Origin of the sequence: Micromonospora sp. CV4, from assembly GCF_003667455.1 — a bacterium.
Classification (GTDB): Bacteria; Actinomycetota; Actinomycetes; order Mycobacteriales; family Micromonosporaceae; genus Micromonospora.
The window spans coordinates 1-19,001 of sequence record NZ_RCVI01000410.1 but is presented as its reverse complement, the minus strand read 5'-3'; the positions used below and the strand labels follow the sequence as shown (position 1 = coordinate 19,001).

At 69.6% G+C, this 19,001-nt stretch carries 18 protein-coding genes; 5 read left to right on the top strand and 13 right to left on the bottom strand.

Features of this window, described 5'->3' with window-relative positions; genetic code table 11:
- Positions 1–23 precede the first annotated feature (23 nt).
- From bla to EAD98_RS28550, 6 genes are all read right to left on the bottom strand, one after another.
- The gene (bla, locus tag EAD98_RS28575) at positions 24–971 is read right to left on the bottom strand and encodes a class A beta-lactamase (RefSeq protein ID WP_121657062.1); all 948 of its coding nucleotides are present in this window, start codon (positions 969–971) and stop codon (positions 24–26) included.
- Positions 972–1,076: 105 nt separating this feature from the next.
- Complete coding sequence (locus EAD98_RS28570) at positions 1,077–2,294, bottom strand: hypothetical protein (protein WP_147457517.1); 1,218 nt, start codon at positions 2,292–2,294, stop codon at positions 1,077–1,079.
- Positions 2,291–3,253, bottom strand: a complete 963-nt coding sequence (locus EAD98_RS28565; protein WP_121675020.1) for a carbohydrate ABC transporter permease — start codon at positions 3,251–3,253, stop codon at positions 2,291–2,293. The genes EAD98_RS28570 and EAD98_RS28565 overlap by 4 nt, the downstream gene beginning before the upstream one ends.
- Positions 3,250–4,059 (bottom strand): carbohydrate ABC transporter permease, encoded by an 810-nt coding sequence (locus tag EAD98_RS28560; protein WP_158609852.1) that lies wholly within the window; start codon positions 4,057–4,059, stop codon positions 3,250–3,252. The genes EAD98_RS28565 and EAD98_RS28560 overlap by 4 nt, the downstream gene beginning before the upstream one ends.
- A gap of 229 nt (positions 4,060–4,288) precedes the next feature.
- Positions 4,289–5,608 carry a sugar ABC transporter substrate-binding protein gene (locus EAD98_RS28555; protein WP_121657058.1) on the bottom strand — a complete coding sequence of 440 codons (1,320 nt, stop codon included), beginning with the start codon at positions 5,606–5,608 and terminating at the stop codon, positions 4,289–4,291.
- 150 nt (positions 5,609–5,758) lie between these two features.
- Positions 5,759–6,637 carry an AraC family transcriptional regulator gene (locus EAD98_RS28550; protein ID WP_121657057.1) on the bottom strand — a complete coding sequence of 293 codons (879 nt, stop codon included), beginning with the start codon at positions 6,635–6,637 and terminating at the stop codon, positions 5,759–5,761.
- A 93-nt stretch (positions 6,638–6,730) separates the two neighbouring features.
- Here EAD98_RS28550 and EAD98_RS28545 point away from each other — a divergent pair, with 93 nt between their 5' ends.
- Positions 6,731–7,765 (top strand): LacI family DNA-binding transcriptional regulator, encoded by a 1,035-nt coding sequence (locus EAD98_RS28545; protein ID WP_158609851.1) that lies wholly within the window; start codon positions 6,731–6,733, stop codon positions 7,763–7,765.
- A 66-nt stretch (positions 7,766–7,831) separates the two neighbouring features.
- On the opposite strand, the gene EAD98_RS28540 is transcribed toward EAD98_RS28545, so the two are convergent.
- The 5 genes from EAD98_RS28540 to EAD98_RS28520 all read right to left on the bottom strand — a co-directional run bounded on the left by EAD98_RS28540 (position 7,832) and on the right by EAD98_RS28520 (position 13,755).
- A complete protein-coding gene (locus EAD98_RS28540) occupies positions 7,832–8,779 on the bottom strand; it encodes a zinc-binding dehydrogenase (protein WP_121657055.1) in 948 nt (315 codons plus the stop codon).
- Entirely contained in the window at positions 8,776–10,887 is a 2,112-nt protein-coding gene (locus tag EAD98_RS28535; RefSeq protein ID WP_147457516.1) for a hypothetical protein, read from the bottom strand. The genes EAD98_RS28540 and EAD98_RS28535 overlap by 4 nt, the downstream gene beginning before the upstream one ends.
- Before the next feature lie 18 nt (positions 10,888–10,905).
- Positions 10,906–11,826 (bottom strand): sugar phosphate isomerase/epimerase, encoded by a 921-nt coding sequence (locus EAD98_RS28530; RefSeq protein WP_121657053.1) that lies wholly within the window; start codon positions 11,824–11,826, stop codon positions 10,906–10,908.
- Positions 11,823–12,557, bottom strand: coding sequence for a phytanoyl-CoA dioxygenase family protein (locus tag EAD98_RS28525; protein ID WP_199723597.1), 735 nt, complete (start codon positions 12,555–12,557; stop codon positions 11,823–11,825). Before EAD98_RS28525 ends, EAD98_RS28530 begins: the two co-directional genes overlap by 4 nt.
- A 124-nt stretch (positions 12,558–12,681) precedes the next feature.
- Entirely contained in the window at positions 12,682–13,755 is a 1,074-nt protein-coding gene (locus EAD98_RS28520; protein ID WP_121657051.1) for a Gfo/Idh/MocA family protein, read from the bottom strand.
- A gap of 192 nt (positions 13,756–13,947) precedes the next feature.
- Between EAD98_RS28520 and EAD98_RS28515 the strand changes: the two genes are divergently transcribed.
- On the top strand, positions 13,948–15,156 hold the full coding sequence (locus tag EAD98_RS28515; RefSeq protein WP_158609850.1) for an endo-1,4-beta-xylanase: 1,209 nt from the start codon (positions 13,948–13,950) through the stop codon (positions 15,154–15,156).
- Entirely contained in the window at positions 15,153–15,818 is a 666-nt protein-coding gene (locus EAD98_RS28510; protein WP_121657049.1) for a ThuA domain-containing protein, read from the top strand. Before EAD98_RS28515 ends, EAD98_RS28510 begins: the two co-directional genes overlap by 4 nt.
- A 55-nt stretch (positions 15,819–15,873) precedes the next feature.
- On the opposite strand, the gene EAD98_RS28505 is transcribed toward EAD98_RS28510, so the two are convergent.
- Both EAD98_RS28505 and EAD98_RS28500 read right to left on the bottom strand, forming a co-directional pair.
- On the bottom strand, positions 15,874–16,830 hold the full coding sequence (locus tag EAD98_RS28505) for a nucleoside hydrolase (protein WP_121657048.1): 957 nt from the start codon (positions 16,828–16,830) through the stop codon (positions 15,874–15,876).
- A gap of 95 nt (positions 16,831–16,925) precedes the next feature.
- On the bottom strand, positions 16,926–17,666 hold the full coding sequence (locus tag EAD98_RS28500; RefSeq protein ID WP_121657047.1) for a GAF and ANTAR domain-containing protein: 741 nt from the start codon (positions 17,664–17,666) through the stop codon (positions 16,926–16,928).
- Positions 17,667–18,096: 430 nt separating this feature from the next.
- Between EAD98_RS28500 and EAD98_RS28495 the strand changes: the two genes are divergently transcribed.
- Entirely contained in the window at positions 18,097–18,531 is a 435-nt protein-coding gene (locus EAD98_RS28495) for an STAS domain-containing protein (RefSeq protein ID WP_121657046.1), read from the top strand.
- A gap of 331 nt (positions 18,532–18,862) precedes the next feature.
- A partial coding sequence (locus EAD98_RS28490) for a manganese catalase family protein (RefSeq protein ID WP_199723596.1) occupies positions 18,863–19,001 on the top strand: 139 nt, incomplete at its 3' end.

The following is a 19,001-nucleotide window of genomic DNA, read 5'->3' as shown; positions in this document are numbered from 1 at the left end:
CCGCCACGGCTGCTGCTCGCGTGTCAGGTCAGAGTGGCAACCACGTAGGCGGCGGCCTCCGCGACGAGGGCCTGGTCGTAGTCCGCATCCTTCTCGGCCTTGGCCGACATGATCCCGATGACGAGTGGCGCGGATGTCGGGGGCCACACGACAGCGATGTCGTTCACGGTGCCGTAGCCACCGGTCCCGGTCTTGTCCGCCACGGTCCAGCCCCGCGGCACACCAGCTCGGATCCGCTGCGCACCGACGCTGGTGGCGTTGCGCTCCAGCAGGTCACGAAGGAAGGCCCGCCGGTCCGGAGGCAGGGCCTCCCCCAGCACGATGCGGTGGTAGTCGGTGCTCAACGCACGCGGGGTGGTCGTGTCGCGCGGGTCCCCCGGGGTGCCGCTGGCGACCGCCGGCTCGATCCGATCCATCCGGGTGACCGTGTCGCCGAGGCCACGGACGTACGCCGTCAGCTCGCCCGGCCCGCCGAGGTCGCGGAGCAGGAGATTACCGGCCGTCCCGTCGCTGTAGCGGACCGCCGCGTCGCACAGTTGACGGATGGTCATCCCCGTGGCCACATGCCGCCGGGTGATGACGGAGCTGTCCATGAGGTCGTCTGCGGTGTACCTGACGACGCTGTTCAGATCGGACAGCGAACGTCGATGCAGCACCGCTGCGGCAGCGAGCCCCTTGAACGTCGAGCAGAACGGGAACCGCTCGTCCGCGCGATGGGCGATCGTGGCCCCGGTGCCGGTCGCCAGCGCGTACACGCCGAGTCGTGCGTCGAACTTCCGTTCCAGCGAGACCAGGTGATCGTGACGGACGTTCGCCGGGGCGGTCGCGGGAGAGGCGGGGGCGGAGGACGGCGGGACGGAGGTGGAGGAGGAGGCCGGCGGGGTGTCGCGCTGAGTGCATCCCGCCAACGGCACAACGACCGCCGCCCCCAGGAGAGCACGTCGAGTGATGGTCGGCTGCGCTGCCGTCATGGTTTTCCTCCGCTAGTGAGTCGCCTTAAGCGACACGCGCGGCCGACCACCAACGGTTGCATTCCTTCTCGCGCCCGACGGGCCGAGCACCCGGCTCAGGGCAGGTCACGCCACCGGGGACACCGGAATCACCGGGGTTTCGTTGATGTCCGGCCCGAAGAACATGAACACCACCAGGTCCTCCCGACCCGTGTTCTCCACGAGGTGCGGCGCCGTCGCCACGTCGTGGCTCACGAGGAGTTCGTCCCGGTCGGCGTGTCCTCCGCGGACGTCGTGACCGCAGTATCGTCCCGCACCCGACCAGATCAGGATCGAGTAGACGCCGCGCTCGGTCATCGTGTGCCGGGCGCCGGGCGGGACGACGAGTTTCTTTCCGCTGAACTTCGGGGTGTCGTAGAAGATCCACGACTCGTGGCCATCACCTCGCTCCGCCGAGTCGATCGGCTGCGGGGTCAGGTGGTTGTTCTCGTAGAAGAACGGATCACCATTGAGGTCCCATTCCACGAATCCGAGCGGAAACCGCTCGGCGTCCCGGCGTCGATCGGCGGGCGACACGTCCTTGAAGAGCAGCTCCTTGGAGATGACGCGGCCGGCGTTGAGGGCCTGGAACATGGCGAACACGTCCGAGTCCTCCTGAAGTTCCACGGTCAGCGCTGTTCCCGGCGCGTGCAGCACCCCCGACCGCACCTGGAACCCTTCGTCGGGCACCTGCAACTCGGCGCGCGCATGCCGCAGGATCAGGTCGCTGTTCCAGTCGACGAGGTACGGGAGCAGGACCTCGTAGGCGGCGTCGCGGACGATCCACGGGTGCACGCCGAAGAACGTCTCCGGGTGCGGACCTGTGTCGACCCCGGCCGGGAAGTAGTAGGCCTCGTCCTTCGAGCGGCGCCCGACCAGTTCCGCGAAGCGTTGCGGCGGATGCACGTGGTACGGGATGCGGGCGCCGTAGTCGAGAAGCTTCGCCAGGCGACCGAGGCCCTGCGGGTGGGTCGCCGCGTACGCCTCGCCCATGATCGCGGCGGGGTCGGCCCGGACGGCGTCGCGCAGGGTCAGCCGCCGTCGCCCCGCGCCGTCGACGACGTGGCTGAGCCCTTCGTCGGGCGGACCGATCCGGTTGTCGGCCCTGGTGGTCGATCCGAGCCACCGTTCGCAGACGAAGCCTCGCTCGCCGAGGTCGTACGCGTCCTCCGCGAGGCCGAGTCGTCGCCCGGGCGGCACCAGGTCCCGCGCGACGAACGCCGGTGCGAGGCGCAGCACTCCCCCGCCCTCGTTCAGCAGCTCCTCCACGAGCGGTCTCAGCGAGGCGACTCCCCCGACGGTCATCCCTTGAGCCCGCTCATGGAGATGCCCTGGATGAATCGGCGCTGGAACACCAGGAAGGTGATGACCATGGGAAGCGTGGCGACGACCGAGCCGGCCATCAACAGGTTCCACGACGTCCGGTTCTTCACGACGAAGAGCGCCAGACCGAGCGGTGCCGTGTACTTGTCGGAGCTGGAGATGACGATGAGCGGCCAGAGGAAGTCTTCCCAGGCGTAGGTGAAGGTGAAGATCGCGGTGGCGGCGAGAGCGGGACCGGACAGCGGCAGGACCACCCGCCAGAAGACCCGGAACTCTCCGGCGCCGTCAATGCGGGCCGCGTCGAGCAGCTCGTCCGGGATGGACATCATGTACTGGCGGAGCAGGAAGATGCCGAACGCGCTGACGGCCCCGGGCAGGATCAGCCCCCAGTACGAGTCGAGCCACCCGTGTCCGCCGTTGCCGAGCACGTCGTTGCCCCCGAAGAACGGGATGTGCTTGAGCACCAGGTAGTTCGGGATCAGGGTCACCTGCGGCGGCACCATCATGGTGGCCAGGAAGACCAGGAAGATGGCGTCGCGGCCGGGGAACTTGCGCTTGGCGAAGGTGTAGGCGGCCAGGGCGTTGAAGAACAGTTGCAGCACCGTCACCGAGGTGGCGACGAAGGCGCTGTTCAGGAACCAGCGCCAGGCGCCCTCGCTGCCCTGCGCGTCCTCGCCGGCCTCGCCGATGCCGAAGAAGCCCTTGTAGCCGTCGAGCGTCGGATTCTTCGGGATCCACTGCGGGGGCCAGGAGAAGATGTCGCCGACGTGTTGGAACGAGGCGCTCACCAACCAGGCGAACGGCGCGACGAAGAGGATCGCGCCCGGCACGAGGATGGCGTAGCAGAAGGTCAGCCACAGCCGCCGTTTGACGACCGGACGGCGGGGCGGGGTCGACGCCCGCGGCGGAGCGGCGGGCGGGTCCTTCACGGTAGCCGTCACAGGTCCGCCTTTCTGTAGAGCCTGAGCTGGAGTGCCGTGAAGGCCAGCAGGAGGACGAACAGCCCGTAGGCGAGGGTGCTCGCGTACCCCATCTCGTAGAACTTGAAGGCGGCCTCGTAGATGTAATAGACCATCGTCGTCGTCCGGTTGACCGGGCCGCCGCTGGTCATGATGTAGATCTGCGTGAAGACCTGGAATGAGCCGATGATGCCCATGACCATGAGAAACAGGGTCGAGGGCGACAGCATGGGGAGCGTCACGTACCGGAACCGGGCCCACGGTCCCGCACCGTCGATCCGCGCCGACTCGTAGAGCTGGTCCGGGATGCCCTGCAACGCCGCGAGGTAGACCACCATCGAGAATCCGACGCTGGCCCAGACGCTCATCAGCACCACGGCGGGCATCGCCAGGTTCTTGTTCGACAGCCACACGAGTGGCTCGCTGATGAGGTGGGTCTTGAGGAGGTAGAAGTTGATGGGCCCGAAGTCACCGTTGTAGAGCCACTTCCAGACGATGGCCGACACGACGAACGGCGTGATGGTCGGCAGGAAGTAGAGCGTCCGGAACAGGCCCCGGCCGCGGATCGGCTGGTTGAGCAGGAGGGCGACGGCGAGCCCGATGGCCATGCCCAGTGGGACGGACGCGCCGGTGAAGTACGCGGTGTTGATGATCGACCGCCGGAAGTCCTCGTCCTGGACCATGTCCCGGTAGTTCTGCAGGCCGACGAACGGCGTCTCGGGCTCGAGGATGTTCCATTCCCGGAACGTGAGGTAGAACGCGAACAGCAGTGCGAACACGGTGAACACCGAGAAGACGATCAGGCCGGGCGCGAGGAAGCCGTACGCCGACCGCTCACGCCAGATCAGCCGCGACGTTCGCCGCAGGCCCCGTCGGCCGGATCCGTGGCCACTCTTCCCGCGCCCGCGTCGCCCGGTCCCGCCGTCCCCGTCCGAAGACGGGGACCGCGGGTTTGCCAGCGCAGTCATGCCGTCATCACCGCCGTGACCTGTTGTACGCCCGCGCCCGGCCGACACCTCACCTGATGACCTTCTCGGCTTCGGCCGCGGCCGCGTCGAGCGCCTGGGCGGCCGACTGCTCGCCGTAGATCGCCTTGGCCAACTGCTCGTTGAGGCCTTCCTCGATCTTCGGCCAGTTGGGGTCGGCGACGACGTTGCTGACCCCGCACTTCATGGCGGCGGCGAAGCCTTCCAGCACCGGCTTGGTCTTCACCAGGTCCGGTGAGTCGAGCAGGCTGCTGATCGGTGGGAGGGTCGTGCCGTCCTTGGACTTGTACGTCCAGAAGGCGACGTTGTCCGGCTTGGACAGGAACTCGATGAACTTCCAGGCGGCGTCGGACTTCTTGCTCTGGCTGAAGATGACGAGCGCGTCACCGGCGATCGTCGTGCCGCACCCCGCCGAGCCCTGGGGCAGCGGGGCGGTGGCCCACTTGCCGTTGATGGCGGGGAACTCGTCGGTGAGCGTCCCGGCGAACCACGATCCCGCGACGTACATGCCGACCTGACCGTTGGCGAACGCCTGCCGGCCGTCGTACGAGTTGGAGTTGAGGTAGTCCTTGGGCGCGTACTTCGCCAGGTTCACGTAGAACTCGGCGGCCTTCTTGGCTTCGGCGTTGTTGAACAGGACCTCTTTGCCGTCCTCGGAGAGCAGGTGCCCGCCGCTCTGCCAGAGCCACGGGTACCAGTAGTAGGCGGCCTCGGGCGAGCTGGTGAACATGGCGTGCCCGTAGGTCCGCTTCGCCGGGTCGGTCAACGCCTTCGCCGCCGCCTCGTACTGCTCCCAGGTGGTGGGCGGGCTGGTCAGGCCGGCCGCGGCGAACATGTCGGTCCGGTAGTACAACGCCGTCGACTCGCCGTCGAAGGGCAGCCCGTACATGCTTTTCTCGAAGGTCGTGAAGGTCTTGAACGCGGGCACGTACGCGTCGGCCTTCACGATGTCGCTGCGGCTGATGTAGTTGTCGAGGTTGACCAGGGCCTTGCGGGAGGCGAAGTTGGCCACCGTGCTGGCGTCCATGTAGGCGACGTCCGGCGGGTTGCCGCCGGCGATCTGCGCGGTCAGCTTCTCGTTCGCCTCTTCGGCCGGCACGTTCTGCGCCTCGATCTTGATGTTGGGATGTTCGGCCTCGAATTTCTGGATGAGCTGCTTCATCTCCGGAATCTCGGCGACCCACGAGGCGAACGAAATGGTCACCGGCGCCGTGGGCTCGGGAACCGGGCCCTCTCCGGCGCCTTGGTCGGTTGACGAGGACCCACCGGTCGAGCAGCCGGTCAGGGCCAGCGCGGCGGCGGTCGCCGCCGCGACCATCGCCAGGGAACCACGGGACGCGCGATACTTCATCGGATCACTCCCAATGTCGTTGCCGGCCAGTGACGTGCGGATCACACTTCGGATGCCCTGTGCAAAACGTTTGGCATGCTGCGGCTAGGGTCTGCCGCCCGCACCAGCCTTGTCAAGGGATCGCGGGTAACGAACGCAACCGATCCGTCATCAGTTGTTCTTCTGCGACGGCGACGTGACGGTGCCGTCGCCGACGGTGCGTCCCGCGGAGGGCGGCTGACCGAACCGGCGACGGTAGGCGCGCCCGAAGTGCGAGGGGCTGTTGAAGCCGGCCGCGTGACAGATCTCGGTGACACCCAACGTGGTCGACGCCAACAGCGACCGGGCGAACCGCAACCGCCGGTTCTGCACGTACGTCTGGAAGGACGTGCCGACCAGCCGGCTGAACCGTTCGCTCAGGTAGTTGGGCGACAGGTGCACGTGCGCCGCCACCTCGGCCAGCGTCAGCGGCTCGCGGAAGTGCCGCTCGACGTACTGGACCGCGCGCCGGATGTCGACGGCGGCGTCCGTCGGCGCCGGCATCTCCGGCTCGCCGTCGGCGGCGGGGGTCGCGCAGCGTCGGGCGAGTTCGATCAGGATGCATCCGAGCACGGCGTCGGCCAGCGCCGCGGCTCCGGGACGGCGGCCGTCGGACTCCCGCCACAGCCGGTCGAAGTCGGGCCCGAATTCGGCGGCGTCGTCCGCCAGCCAGGGTGGCCCCTGCGCGGCGGCCGGGTGTGGCCCCACCGAGTCCAGCCACCGCTCGACGACGCGCGGCTCGATGACGACGTTGTAGCAGGTCAGTGGCGCGGCGGAGGTGACGCGCAGCTCGTGGAAGTCGGTGGGCGTCAGCAGGAAGACGCCCCCGGGGCCGAGCGGGCGGGGCACGCCGTTGATCACGTGCCGCGCGGTTCCATCGACGACGTACCCGAGCTCGTAGTAGTCGTGCCAGTGGGCCGGCACGTCGCGCAGGAGCGGGCGCATCACCCGGACGCTGGCGTCGCCCTCGACCAGTCCGTCGATCATGTATCGATCGAGGAGTCGGGTCATCGCGCCTCCCGGGATGCATCGTGGCTCGCGAAAACGTTTTGCTACCGTACGAAGTCGGATCGCAGTGGTCAACGGCGCGAGAGGGCGATGTCGATGTCCGACAAGCAGCCGGCGGCATCGGCGCCCGACGAGACGCGGGTGACGCTGGTGCAGGTGGCGAAGCTCGCCGGGGTGAGCCCGACCACCGTCTCGCACGTGCTGTCCGGTAAGCGCTGGGTCGCCGAGGGCACCCAGGAGACCGTCCGCGACGTGATCCGGCAACTCGGCTACCGGCCCAACAACGTGGCGCGGAGCCTGCGGACCCGGCGGTCGCGGATGGTCGCCGTCGTCGTACCCGACATCACCAACACGTTCTACGCCGTGCTCACCCGCGGGCTCGCCGACGCGGTCGACGGCGCCGGATACGGCACGTACGTCTGCAACACCGACGGCAACGCGGAACGGGAGGACGCCTTCCTCGCCGACGTGCTCGACCGCGGGGTGGACGGGGTGGTGATGGCCGCCGGAAGGGTCGGGGCGCAGGTACGGATGGGCCCTGCGGGGTCGGGTGTTCCCGCCGTCTGCGTGGGCGGCGCCGTCGACGACGACCCGCTCATCGACCTGGTGATGCCGGATGACACCGTGGGCTCGCACGCCGCCGTCACGCACCTGATCCGGCGGGGCGCCCGCCGCATCGCGATCATCGAGGGTCCACTGCCGTCCGGGTCGGCGCGCGAGGAGGGCTACCGGCAGGCGCTCCTGGAGAACGGGATGTCGATCGATCCCGACCTCATGGTGCGCGGCGACTGGACGCGGCCAGGTGGCCGCAGAGCGATGCATCTGCTGATGGCGGTGCCCGAGCGTCGCCCCGACGCGGTGTTCTGTGCCAACGACCTCACCGCGATCGGCGCCATCGACGCCGTGCACGAGCTGCACCTTGCCGTGCCCGACGACGTCGCCATCGTCGGGTTCGACGACGTCGACGCCGCCACCATCGTCAACCCGCCGCTCACGACGGTCCGCAACCCCGCGTACGACATCGGCCTGACGGCCGGCGAACTCCTGCTCAGCCGGATGGACGGCACGTACGACGGCGAGGGCCGAAAGGCCGTCCTGCCCTGCCCGCTGATCGTCCGCCAGTCCGCCTGAGGGCGGGTCCGACAGCTTCCGCCGTAACGCCGCTCGGACGCCCGCCGACCGCTCCGGCCGGCCTCGTCAGTCGAACACCACCGTCGCCTTGACGAAGCCGGCGGGCTTGTCGCGCGCGGCCCGGAATGCGGCGCCGATGTCGTCCGGCGGGAACCGATGTGTCACCAGGTCGCGCAACGACAGCACGCCCGAGGCGAGCAGACGCATCCCGACGGTCACGCCACGCATGATGGTGTCGATGTCCCGGTAGTGCGCGTTGATGATGCCGAACGCCATCCAGTTCCAGTGCCCCAGGTTGATGGCGCGCGGTGCACCCTGATGGAACCCGACGAGCACGATCGTGCCGCTCATTCGCGTCACGTCACCGACGGCGTCGAGCGCCGCCTGCCCGCCCGTGCACTCGAACGTCACATCCGCGCCCCGCCCCCCGGTCAGCTGACCGACGACGTCGGCGAGCGACTCGGTGCGCACGTCGACCACCCGGGTGGCGCCGAGCGCGGTCGCCCGTTCCAGCGCGTCGGGCCGGGTGTCGGCGACGATGAGATGTCGCACCCCGCGCAGTCGCACCAGCTTCTGCACCAGGTTGCCCATGAACCCCGCGCCGATCAGCACCACGTCGTCACCGAGCCGGACGTCGGCCTCCTCCACCGCGTTGACCGCGCACGCGAGCGGCTCGGCCAGCGCCTCGTCGAGCGGGACTTCACCGGCCGGCCGGCAGTGGGCGGCCTTCGCTGCGACGTACTCGGCGAAGCCGTGGGACGTCACCCAGACGCCGACCGGATCGCCCACGGCGAACGACTGCACCTCGGCGCCGACCGCGGCGACCGTCCCGCTCACCTCGTGGCCGAGGTGGCGGGGATAGTCGGCGGTCTGGTCGCCGCTCCACGCCGCCAGCTCGGACGTGCAGACCCCGCAGGCCCGTACCCGCACCAGAACCTCGTCGGGCCGGATCTCGGGCGGCGGCACCTCGGCGATCTCGAACCGCTCCGGACCGGTCAGTACCGCGATCCTCATTCCGCCCCACCTTCGAAGACCACGATCGCGTACGGGCCGAGCGCGTCCAGCGTGACCGCGTGGATGCCCCCGTCGACGCGCACGTCGAGCCGCGTCACCTTGCCGTCGCAGGAGTACGCCGTGCCCGCCGCCAGTCGCTCGGACAGCCGGACGCGCAGGTCGAGCCCGCTGAGCGGGCGTACCCCGTCCTCGTCCGGCCGATAGTCGTAGTTGACGAGGTGGACGGCGACCGAGCCGTCCGCCAGCCGGGCGGTGTTGGCGGCGACGGCGGCCGTGCCGGCGGTGGCGGCGAGCTCGATCTGAGGGCCGTGCGGCAGCAGGGTCGACAGGTCGGCCGGGTCCGACGTGCTCATGCCCGGGGCGCTGGTCAGCTCGGCCCGCTCGTCCTCGGCGAGGTTGTCGCCGAGACCCCCGGTCCGCACGAGCCGCCCGCCGCCGTCGAGGTAGCCGCGCAGGGCCGCGACCTGGGCCGCCGTCAGGTACGTACAGGCTGGCAGGAGCACGGTGTCGTAGCGTCGCAGGCTATCCGCCGTAATCCGGTCCGGGGCCGTCCGGGCGTCGGGGAAGATGACGACGTCGAAGGGCACCGCGGCCGCGGCAAGCGCCTCGGTGACCTGCCGGTAGGGCACCCGCACGCTCTCGTCGCGCGCGTTACGCAGGTTGTCGCCGATGTCCTGCCGGGCGATGAGGGCCCGGTTGCTCTCGACGCTGTAGACGACCGCGACCTCGTTGCGGCTGTCCCGGTCGAACAGCCGCTCGTTGTCGGCGAGGAACCCCTGTACCTCGGCGGCGACGTCGTGCGGCGCGTAGAAGGCGTCCTGGATCGTGGCGCCCATCCAGGCGCCGTACGGCACCGCCATGTTGACGCCGAACGCCGCCGCCTCGTAGCACGACAGCCGCAGCAGATCGTGCCCCTTGCCCGCGCGGAGCAGGTCGACCAGCTCGGGCACCACCCCGCCGTACGGGTTCTCCACGACGATGACGTCCTTGTCACCAGCGAACCCCGCGACGTAGCGGTACCACTCCGGCTGCCGGTAGGTGGTGTTGCGCATCTCCGTGACGATGACGTCGACGTCGTCGGCCAGGCCCAGATACTGCGGGTCCATGTTGAAGAAGTTGCCCGACACGAGGACCTCGCGGCCCTGGGAGCGGGCGTAGTCGCGGGCGTGGGTGGCCAGCTCGCCGAAGTGCCGCCGGATCGCCTCGCACTGGAACCGGTAGTACTCCGGGTAGAGCGGTGTGGAGTCGAGCCGCCCCGTGAAGTCGTACCCCTGTTGGAGCAGCCACGTCCCGTAGTGGAACGTGTCCAGGTCGACGCCGGCCAACAGCGGGCTGCGCTCGTTCTCCGGCAGGGCCTTCAGGTACGCCGCGAAGCCCTTCACGCAGTCCTTGCAGAAGCAGCCGCCGTACTGGAGGGAGCCGAGCGGCAGCTCCGTCTCGTCGAGCTGCACACCGTCGACACCCGCGTCGATCTGAATCCGGATGACCGCCTTGAGATACTCGCGCCACACCGGGTTGTTGCGGTCCATGTAGTAGCACTGGTGCTCGCGGTCCGGGCACTCGACCCAACGCGCGTGCAGCGCCGTCTGATGGATGTCGCGGGCGCAGCACTCCTCGATCAGGTCGGTGACCGGCTCGCCGTCGCTGTTGACCAGTCCGCCGGGAAAGTAGCTCTCGAACGGCTTCCACAGTTTCGGGTAGCGGTTCTGGGTGAACTCCCGCAGCCCGAGCCAGCCGCGATGCCCGGCGCCCCGAAGCTCGTTGAGCGCCAGGATCTCGTCCTCCCCGGCGGTGAACTCGGCGGGGAACTCCCAGCCCTGTGCCTCGAAGACGATGCCGAAGACCTTGATGCCGCGCTGCTGGGCGGCGGCGATGAACTCGCTGTCGTTGACGAAGCCGTAGAAGCGCGACCGGGCGTCGACGGGTCCGAAGGCCTCCTGCTCGAGGTAGGGCAGCGAGATCGAGCCGCCGCCCAGGGACGCCCAGACCAGCGTGGTCGCCCGGTAGTCGACGAGGTCATCGATCATTCTCAGCCGCCGTGGCGGAAGACTCGGGTGGTAGCAGTGCTGTCGGGGGAACCAGGCGTCGAAGTAGACACCACGTTGCATCCGTTGGGCTCCTTCTCCTCACGCGACGATCAGTCGGCCGAGGGTGCGCTCGGCGATCACCAGGCCCTGCCGCACCTTCTCCGGTGAGCCCGACCAGACCGGGTCCTCGTGCTCCACGGAGACGAATCCGTCGTAACCGCCCTCGTAGAGCACGTCGAGCAGCCGGCGCCAGTCCACGTCGCCGAGCCCCGGGACCCGGTAGCGCCACCAGCCGCTGACCCAGGGCGACTCCCGCCCGATCAGCTGGCCGAACACCCCGAACCGGTCGCGGGCGCGCGGGTCGACCTGCGCGTCCTTGGCCTGCACGTGCCGGACCAGGTCCAGGTTCTCCTTCAGTGCCGTCACCGGGTCGATGCCGAGCCAGATCAGGTGCGAGGGGTCGAAGTTGAGGTGGAATCCGAGCCCGGCGAGCCACCGCCACAGCTCCGGGGAGTAGGCGAGGTTGGTTGGGTAGCCGTCGGGGTGCCAGCCCTCCATCGGGCAGTTCTCGACCACGAGCCGCACCCCGCGGTCCCCTGCGTAGGCGACGAGGGGCGGCAGGACCTCCTCGGCGAGCCGTAGGTTCTCAGTCACCGAGAGCGTGATGTCCCGGCCGATGAAGGTGCCCACGTACGGGCAACCGAGCAGCGCGGCCGCGTCGACGCAGCGCCGCAGGTGCCGGTGGATGCCGTCCCGGGTCTGCGGGTCGGCATGCAGGTTGTTCTCGTAGTAGGCCACCGCCGAGATGGCCAGACCGTGCGAGGAGACAAGCTTCCGTACCCGCGTCGCGGCTGCCGCGTCGAAGCCGTCGACGTCGAGATGCGAGGCCTCCCACGGCCGCCCGGGGTCGCTGGGCCAGGCCGCCACCTCGAGCCCCTGGTAGCCGTGGGCGGCCGCCCACCCGGCGATGGTGTCGAGCGACTCGCCGGGCAGGCAGGCCGTCAGGAGCCCGAGCTTCATCGCGGATCCGGCTGATAGGTGTTTCCGGCGCTGTCGCGGCCACGGGCGAGCCAGATCTGCCACCCGTCGTTGGCCGGAACGGGGAGCACCTTCACCGATGCCGGGAAGTACCGCATGGTGTAGCCGGTGCGGCGCACGTCGCTGGTGTTCGACTCCGCCCCGTGGATGATCCGCCCGTCGTGCAGCGAGCACTGGCCGCGTTCGAGCTCGAAGTAGACCGCCCTGCTCTCGTCGACGCCGGGAATCTCGGCGTGGAAGGTCTGCGTCGTCTTGTCCGTGGGGACGTACTCGGAGAAGCCGTTGTCGTGGGTGCCCGGGATGACCCGCATACAGCCGTTGGTGCGGTTGCTCGGGCCGAGCGCGAGCCAGACCGTGACGATCCGGTCGTACTCGCTGAGCCGGCCGTTCCAGTAGGCGCTGTCCTCGTGCCAGGGCGTGGCCCGGCCCACCTTCGGGTCCTTGGAAATGAAGTGACTGGTCCACAGCGCGATGTCCGGCCCGACCAGTGGTTCGACCAGATCGAGCACCTCGTCGGAGAGCAGGAAGTCCATCAACCGCGGGTCGCGGAAGTGCGGGGTGTCCAGCTCGTCGGAGAGCTTGTCACCCTTGTCGGCGAGGTGTTCGTTGAAGATCTGCTCCAGGGTGTCGAGCCGCTCCGGGGAGAAGAGCTGGTCCCGATTGAGGTAGTAGCCGTTCGTCCGGTAGAAGTCGACCGCCTGTTGGTCCAGCACCGGTGCACCTCCTGTTGGTTGGTCGCCTTGACGTGGCGACATCGTCGGGCTCGACGCTAGTTGCGCCCCGGCCGGGCGGGCGGCACCTGTCTCCGGCGTGAGTCGACCTATCTTCGGCTCTGCCTCAGGTCCGGACATCGGCGTTCGTGGCCAGCACGCGGATCAGCTCGGCGAACAGGTCGAGATCCTCGAGAAAGTCCTCCGGATCCGTCTTCGGTCGGCGGCCCTGGGTGACCATCTCGTGGAAGTACTCCAGCTCGTGGGTGTACGGATCCTTGAGGTGCGGGCGGGAGACGACGCGGTGCAGACTGTCGCCGCGGGTCTCCTCGGTCACCAGCGTGGTCGGCAGATGGCGGATGTACGGGGTGTCGTACTGCAACCGCATGGTGGCGTGCTCCCCGTACACCTCGATGTGCGCGTCGAAGCGCAGTTGCTCGTCGACGCCGGTCTCGTAGGTGACCAGGAAGTCGTCGTACTCGAGCAGTGCCGTGATGAACCGGCCGTCGCGCCACTGCCGCGCGGCGACCACGCCACGCGGCCGACCGAGCAGTTCCCGCATCGCGGACAGGTCGTGGCTACCCAGCCCGCAGAGCAACCGGTACGCTCCGGCGAGCACGTCCGGCACGTCGCCCAGCGCGTCCGTGACCAATGCCCGCCCCTTGGCCCAGCGCGCCTCGACCGCGGACCGGGGTACGTCGGAGGGCCGGTCCACGAAGACCGTCTGGTCGATCATCAGCTGGTTGCGGCCGATGATGTCGTGGACCCGCGCGTAGTTCAGCCGGCCCAGGGCGCCGATCTGCTGGCTCGCCTCGATGAACGCGGGCGCGAAGCGCCGCATGTAGCCGACCATGACCGTCGCACCCGACCGGTCCCGGGCCTCGATGATGGCCTGCGCCTCGCGGGGGCTGAGGCACATTGGCTTCTCCACCAGCACGTGGATGCCGCGGTCGAGGGCGGCGATGACCGCCTCGGCGTGGTACTCGTCGCTGTTGAGCACCAGTACGCAGTCGAGCCCGTTCTCGTCGAGCATCTCGATGTGGTCCGCGTAGCGGCGCGCGACGCCGTAGCCGCCCCCGACGCGCTCGAGCAGGCCGGGGGAAATGTCGCAGACGGCGGTCACCTCGTAGAGATCGGGGAGTGACCGCAGAACGGGGAGGTGCACGACCTGCGCGACCTCGCCCAGTCCGATGATGCCCATGGAAAGCCGGCTCAAGGCGGAACCCCTTCCGATGCAAAACGTTTGGCAACGGGTCGCCGGCAGCCTAACCGCCCCGAATCAAGCGGGGCAACCATGTCTTGTCCGGGACGGCCGTGCGCCGTAGGCTGCTCACCAGCGACTTGGCAAAACGTTTTGCAACTTCGTGGTACGTCCATCGAAGGAGGCGGCACCATGAGTGACGTCCACCCCTTGTCCCGCCGATCCCTGCTTCTCGGCGCTGTCGGTGCCGCTGGCCTGGCCACCGCCGGCGCGCTGGGCGGCCCCGCTGCGGCAGCCGCGGCACCCGCCGGCACCGGGCCGCTCGCTGCGGCCGGACGGCAACGCCCACCACTGTGGAGACTGGCCAGACCGAACGGCCTCGCCTTCGGCACCTCGGTGGCAACCTGGCAGCTGACCGACACCGCCTACCAACATCTGGTCAGCCGGGAAGCCGCCCTGCTCTTCACCGAGGACGACCTGCTCTGGTACCGGCTCAAGCCGACGCCGGACGCCGAACTCGACTTCACCTACGCCGACCAGATCATCGCGTACGCCGAGGCACAGCGGATGGCCGTCTTCGGCGCCCACCTCGTCTGGGACGAGGGCTTCGGCGAAGGATGGACCGAGGACGACCTGTGGGGCCTGAGCGAGCAGGAGGCACGCGACCTGCTCCTCGGCACGGCCGAGGCCGTCGTCCGCCGCTACCGTGGCCGGGTCGGCGCCTGGAGCGTGGCCAATGAGGTCACCAGCCCCGAAGGCCGGCGCGGCTACCGCACCGACGTGCCGTGGTGGGAGACGATCGGCAAGTCCTACGTGGCCGACGCCTTCCATGTCGCGCACGCCGCCGATCCGTCGGCCGTCCTCGTGTTGAACGAGTTCGGCTTCGAGACCGTCAACGAGTACGGCGACGAGCCGGAACCACGCCGCCGCGCCACTCTCCAGGTCATCGACGACCTGCTCCGCGACGGCGTACCGGTGCATGCCCTTGGTGTGCAGGCGCACCTGCTCGCCGACCGGTTCGCGGACCGGTTCCGGGCCAGGGCCTACCTCGACTGGTTCTCCGAGGTTGCGGACCGTGGCCTGGACATCCTCATCACGGAACTCGACGTGCTCGACGACGGCCTGCCGGCGGACATCGCGACCCGCGACGCCGCCGTCGCCGACGTGTACCGGCGCTACCTCGACGTCGCGCTCTCGCTCCGGTCCGTCAAGGCGGTGATGGCGTTCGGCCTGACCGACCGCTACACCTGGCTCGAAGAGGACTACCCCCGCGAGGACGGCGCACCGCGCCGGCCACTCGCCTTCGACGACGAGCTGGCGCCGAAGCCCGCCTACCGGGCGATCGCCAACGAGCTGAGCAACGCGCCGCGACGCTCCCCGCTGCGGAACCTGCTGCCGTGACGACCGATCGCCGCGCGCTGGTCGTCCGGGGCGGCTGGGAGGGGCACCAGCCGATCGAGACGACCGACCGGTTCGTGCCCTTCCTCCGCGACAACGGCTTCGCCGTCGAGGTGAGCGACGATCTCGCCGACTACGCGGACGCCGACCGGATGGCACGGACCGACCTGGTCGTGCAGTGCTGGACCATGGGCACCGCCACCGAGGAGCAGATCGCGGGGCTCGTGGCGGCCGTACGGGCCGGCACCGGGTTCGCCGGCTGGCACGGCGGGATCGTCGACTCGTTCCGCGCATCGACGCCGTACCTCCAGATGACCGGGGGCCAGTTCGCGGAGCACCCCGGCGGCTTCGTCGAGCACGAGATCGAGGTGGTGCCCGAACGGGCCGACCATCCGATCGTCGCCGGCATCCAGCGGCGGTGGAGTCAGGTCACCGAGCAGTACTGGATGCTGACCGACGCGGGAAACGACGTGCTGGCCACGACCCGCTTCCGCGCGACGCCCGAGACGCCGTGGCGCCAGGACGTGGTGTCCCCGGCGGTCTGGACCCGGCAGTGGGGCCTCGGCCGTGTCTTCGTCTCGACGATCGGGCACCGGCCCGAGGATCTCGACCACCAGGAGGTGCGGACGCTGACCGAGCGCGGGCTGTTGTGGGCCAGCCGGTAGCCGACGCCGGGAGTCACGGGCACTGACGCCAGGATCGGCGCCCGGCGTGGTCGGGTCAGTCCTGTGCACCGGTGGACGAGAACGCCTCCACGACCGCGAAGTAGTGATCGAGGAACGCCTGCTCTCGCACGTCGAGTGCGACCTCGTGCGGCGCCGGCACCCGGCCTTCCGTCCGGGCGCCGGAGCCGGCCTCCGGGCCGGGCTCGACGTCGTCGGCGGGCCGCCAGGTCGTGATGCCCGCCGCCGGCCCGCCCTCGCACCTGACGGCCACCTCGCCGGCGGCGAAGGAGCAGAGCGCGGGGTCGAAGAGCGTCGCCGCCGCCAGCGGGTCGTGGAACGTGACCTCTGGGCGATCAGCGAACCAGGACGCGGCCATGTCGGCGACCGGGCGCAGCAGCGGGATGTCACCGCACCGCCGGAGAAACTCGTCGGCCTTCATCTGGACCCGGGTCGTGACGTCGAGGCCGATCGAGCGGTGGACCGGTACCGCCGCGGCATAGACGCGGGCCGCCGCGTACGGATCACAGTGGATGTTCCATTCCGGGCCGGAGCCTTCGGCGAACGACCCGCCCATCATGACCAGCGACCGTAACAACGACGGAATCTGCGGGTCGACGGCGAACAGCAGCGCGACGTTCGTCAACGGGCCGATCGCCAGCAGCGTCACCTGACCGGGGTGCGCGCGGATCGTCCGCCGCAGGAACTCCACCGCCTCGCCAGCGGGGAAGGAATCCTCGTGAGCCCATCGTGCGAGCGCGGCGGCCTGCGGTGGTGGACCCTGGACCGGTGGGCTGGCCAATGGCGCCGGCGCCCCGGGAAAGATCGGCACGCGGCGGCCCGCCGTCTGGCAGAGCACGCTGGCGAGGCCGGCCCGCTGTTCCGGCTCGGCGGTGACCGTCGTGATGCCGAGCAGGTCACAGTGGGGCTGCGCCAGCAGATAGGCGAGGCACACCGCGTCGTCGATGTCGTTGCCGATGTCGGTGTCCAGCAGGACGAGATGGCGATTATCCATGGGGAACCCATTATCCAAGCAGGCACGCCGAACGCCAGAGGACATCGTCTCCCGGCCGGCTGCGGCCACCCGGGAACTCCGGGGCCTCGGCGCGCTCAGACCCCGGAAGGCCGGGCGGCTCGCTCGACCCCGGAAGGCCGGGCGGCCCGCTCGACCATGGCCTGGGCCACCTCGCGGACCTTGCGGTTGGAGTCCTGCGACACCTTCGACAGGATTGCGAACGCCTGCTCGGGAGTGCAGCGGCGCTCGGCCATGATGATGCCCTTGGCCTGCTCGATGACCGCTCGGCTCGCCATCGCCTCCTGCATCTGCCGGGCGAGGGTGGTGGTGCTGTCGTAGAGCTGCGCGTTGGCCAGGGCCACAGCGGCGTAGGCGCCGAACGTGTTGAGGATCGAGACCGACTCGTCGTCGAAGGCGTGCGGCGTACGCGCATAGACGTTCAGCGCTCCGACGACCGCCTCCTGGATCGGCAGGCCGATCGACACGGAACTTCCCACTCCGGCCTTGCGGCCGCGGTCGGCCCAGTCCGGCCAGCGGTCCTCGGCGGCGAGGTCCGGCACCGTGACGACGGTGCCGCTGAGCGAGGCCTCCAGGCAGGGGCCACGACCCTGCGCGTACTGCCGCTCGTCGAGGTCTCGGGCCAGGTCATCGGTATAGGCGGCGGTGTGCGCGGTCTCGCCGCGCACCAGCGTGACCGACACCTCCACCGGGATGGGCAGGGCTCGTCTGGCGAGATCGGCGACGCGCTGAAGGACGCCGTCGAGACTGTTGTCCTGGAGTTTGATGCGGCCGAGTTCGGCGAAGGCGTCTGCGGGGTCGATGGAGGGTCGGGCCATGGCGCCACATCCTCACGAGCGGCGCGCGGCCGCGGGCCGAAGCCGGGTGAACGCGCGGATGGCAGCCCACGGTGGCGGGCCGCTGCACGGAGCCGCGAGGGCGGAACCGGGACCCACGCCGCTTCTTCGACGCCGGCTCGCCGCACCAATTTGGGGGATGCGGGCTACAGGACTACCAATCTACTCTTCCCGGCTGTTGAACGCCTCTGCGCGATGGGCGTGACATCCCGCCGCCGTCCGGAGCGGCGTGGCGAGTGAGCCGGGCGTGCGGGTCGTGATCAGCGTCGCAGGCAGTCCCCCACTCGCACTGCCCAGGTGCTGACGACCAGCACTGCGGGTAGGGTGGTCAACGGGTCAAGACATGCGCCCAAGGTCGCCGCCGCCAACGCGGGGCTGACCGCAACTGACCGATGCACCATCGGGAGGCGCGTTGTCGACCTTCAAGCACCCCGTCCGCCATCAGATCCGGCCCGCCGAGCCGATCATGACGCTGTCCCTGGACACCGAGGGACCGCTGATAGTGATCACCGTCAGCGGTGAAATCGACATGAGCAACGCGCACCTCATCACCGACCTGGCTGAACACGGGATCGGTCGGCGGCCCGCGCGACTCGTGCTCGATTTGTCCGGCGTGACCTTCTTCAGCGCCCATGGCATCAGCGCCCTGCTGCGCGTACAGAGCACCGCGGCCCACGCCCAGGTTGAGCTGATCCTGCGCGATGCGGCCCCCTGCGTCATCGCCATCCTGACGGCGACCGGCACACTGACGAGTCTCTGTCCGGGCCGCGGCCACCGCCATGGCGAGCAGACAGCGCGGCCCGTCGCCCAACTGGCCCCCCGGGTGTCCGCGCTGTCCAGTGTCTGACGGACACGGCGCCGGCTGAGGCGCCCTTCGCCGTGGCCCGGCCGTCCGGGATGTGCACCGCGACCGACCGGGTTCGCGCCGCAGCCCGTCAGCGACGTCTCCACGGTCCTGCGGCGGCCGACAATGACCAACCGGTGCCGCCCACCGCTCGCTCATCTGCTCGCCGCCGCCGGCGAACGTCTGTGCGTACGCAGGCCGCCACCTCAGGGGCGCGATCGGGGTGCTGCCCCCACCATGCCCACGGATGGCCCGCCGGGGCCGCCGATTGGCCTGGGCGGGCCACCGCGGCGGGAATTCTCCCTGCCAACAGCAACGGCACCGAGGAGGACCCATGTTCAGCCATATCAAGGACCTGCAGTTCGAGGCGAAGCCGGACGGCCCGGACGCGGCGTTCGCCCGCCGGTTGCAGGAGATCCTGGGCGGCAAGTGGGGCGAGATGACCGTCGCCAACCAGTACCTCTACCAGGGCT

Bases quoted from the DNA above. Each gene is read 5' to 3' on its own strand.
- bla (WP_121657062.1), bottom strand. From the start codon at position 971: ATGACGGCAGCGCAGCCGACCATCACTCGACGTGCTCTCCTGGGGGCG.
- EAD98_RS28500 (WP_121657047.1), bottom strand. From the start codon at position 17,666: ATGGCCCGACCCTCCATCGACCCCGCAGACGCCTTCGCCGAACTCGGC.
- EAD98_RS28530 (WP_121657053.1), bottom strand. From the start codon at position 11,826: ATGAAGCTCGGGCTCCTGACGGCCTGCCTGCCCGGCGAGTCGCTCGAC.
- EAD98_RS28540 (WP_121657055.1), bottom strand. From the start codon at position 8,779: ATGAGGATCGCGGTACTGACCGGTCCGGAGCGGTTCGAGATCGCCGAG.
- EAD98_RS28570 (WP_147457517.1), bottom strand. From the start codon at position 2,294: ATGACCGTCGGGGGAGTCGCCTCGCTGAGACCGCTCGTGGAGGAGCTG.
- EAD98_RS28505 (WP_121657048.1), bottom strand. From the start codon at position 16,830: ATGGATAATCGCCATCTCGTCCTGCTGGACACCGACATCGGCAACGAC.
- EAD98_RS28555 (WP_121657058.1), bottom strand. From the start codon at position 5,608: ATGAAGTATCGCGCGTCCCGTGGTTCCCTGGCGATGGTCGCGGCGGCG.
- EAD98_RS28550 (WP_121657057.1), bottom strand. From the start codon at position 6,637: ATGACCCGACTCCTCGATCGATACATGATCGACGGACTGGTCGAGGGC.
- EAD98_RS28515 (WP_158609850.1), top strand. From the start codon at position 13,948: ATGAGTGACGTCCACCCCTTGTCCCGCCGATCCCTGCTTCTCGGCGCT.
- EAD98_RS28545 (WP_158609851.1), top strand. From the start codon at position 6,731: ATGTCCGACAAGCAGCCGGCGGCATCGGCGCCCGACGAGACGCGGGTG.
- EAD98_RS28520 (WP_121657051.1), bottom strand. From the start codon at position 13,755: ATGGGCATCATCGGACTGGGCGAGGTCGCGCAGGTCGTGCACCTCCCC.
- EAD98_RS28535 (WP_147457516.1), bottom strand. From the start codon at position 10,887: ATGCAACGTGGTGTCTACTTCGACGCCTGGTTCCCCCGACAGCACTGC.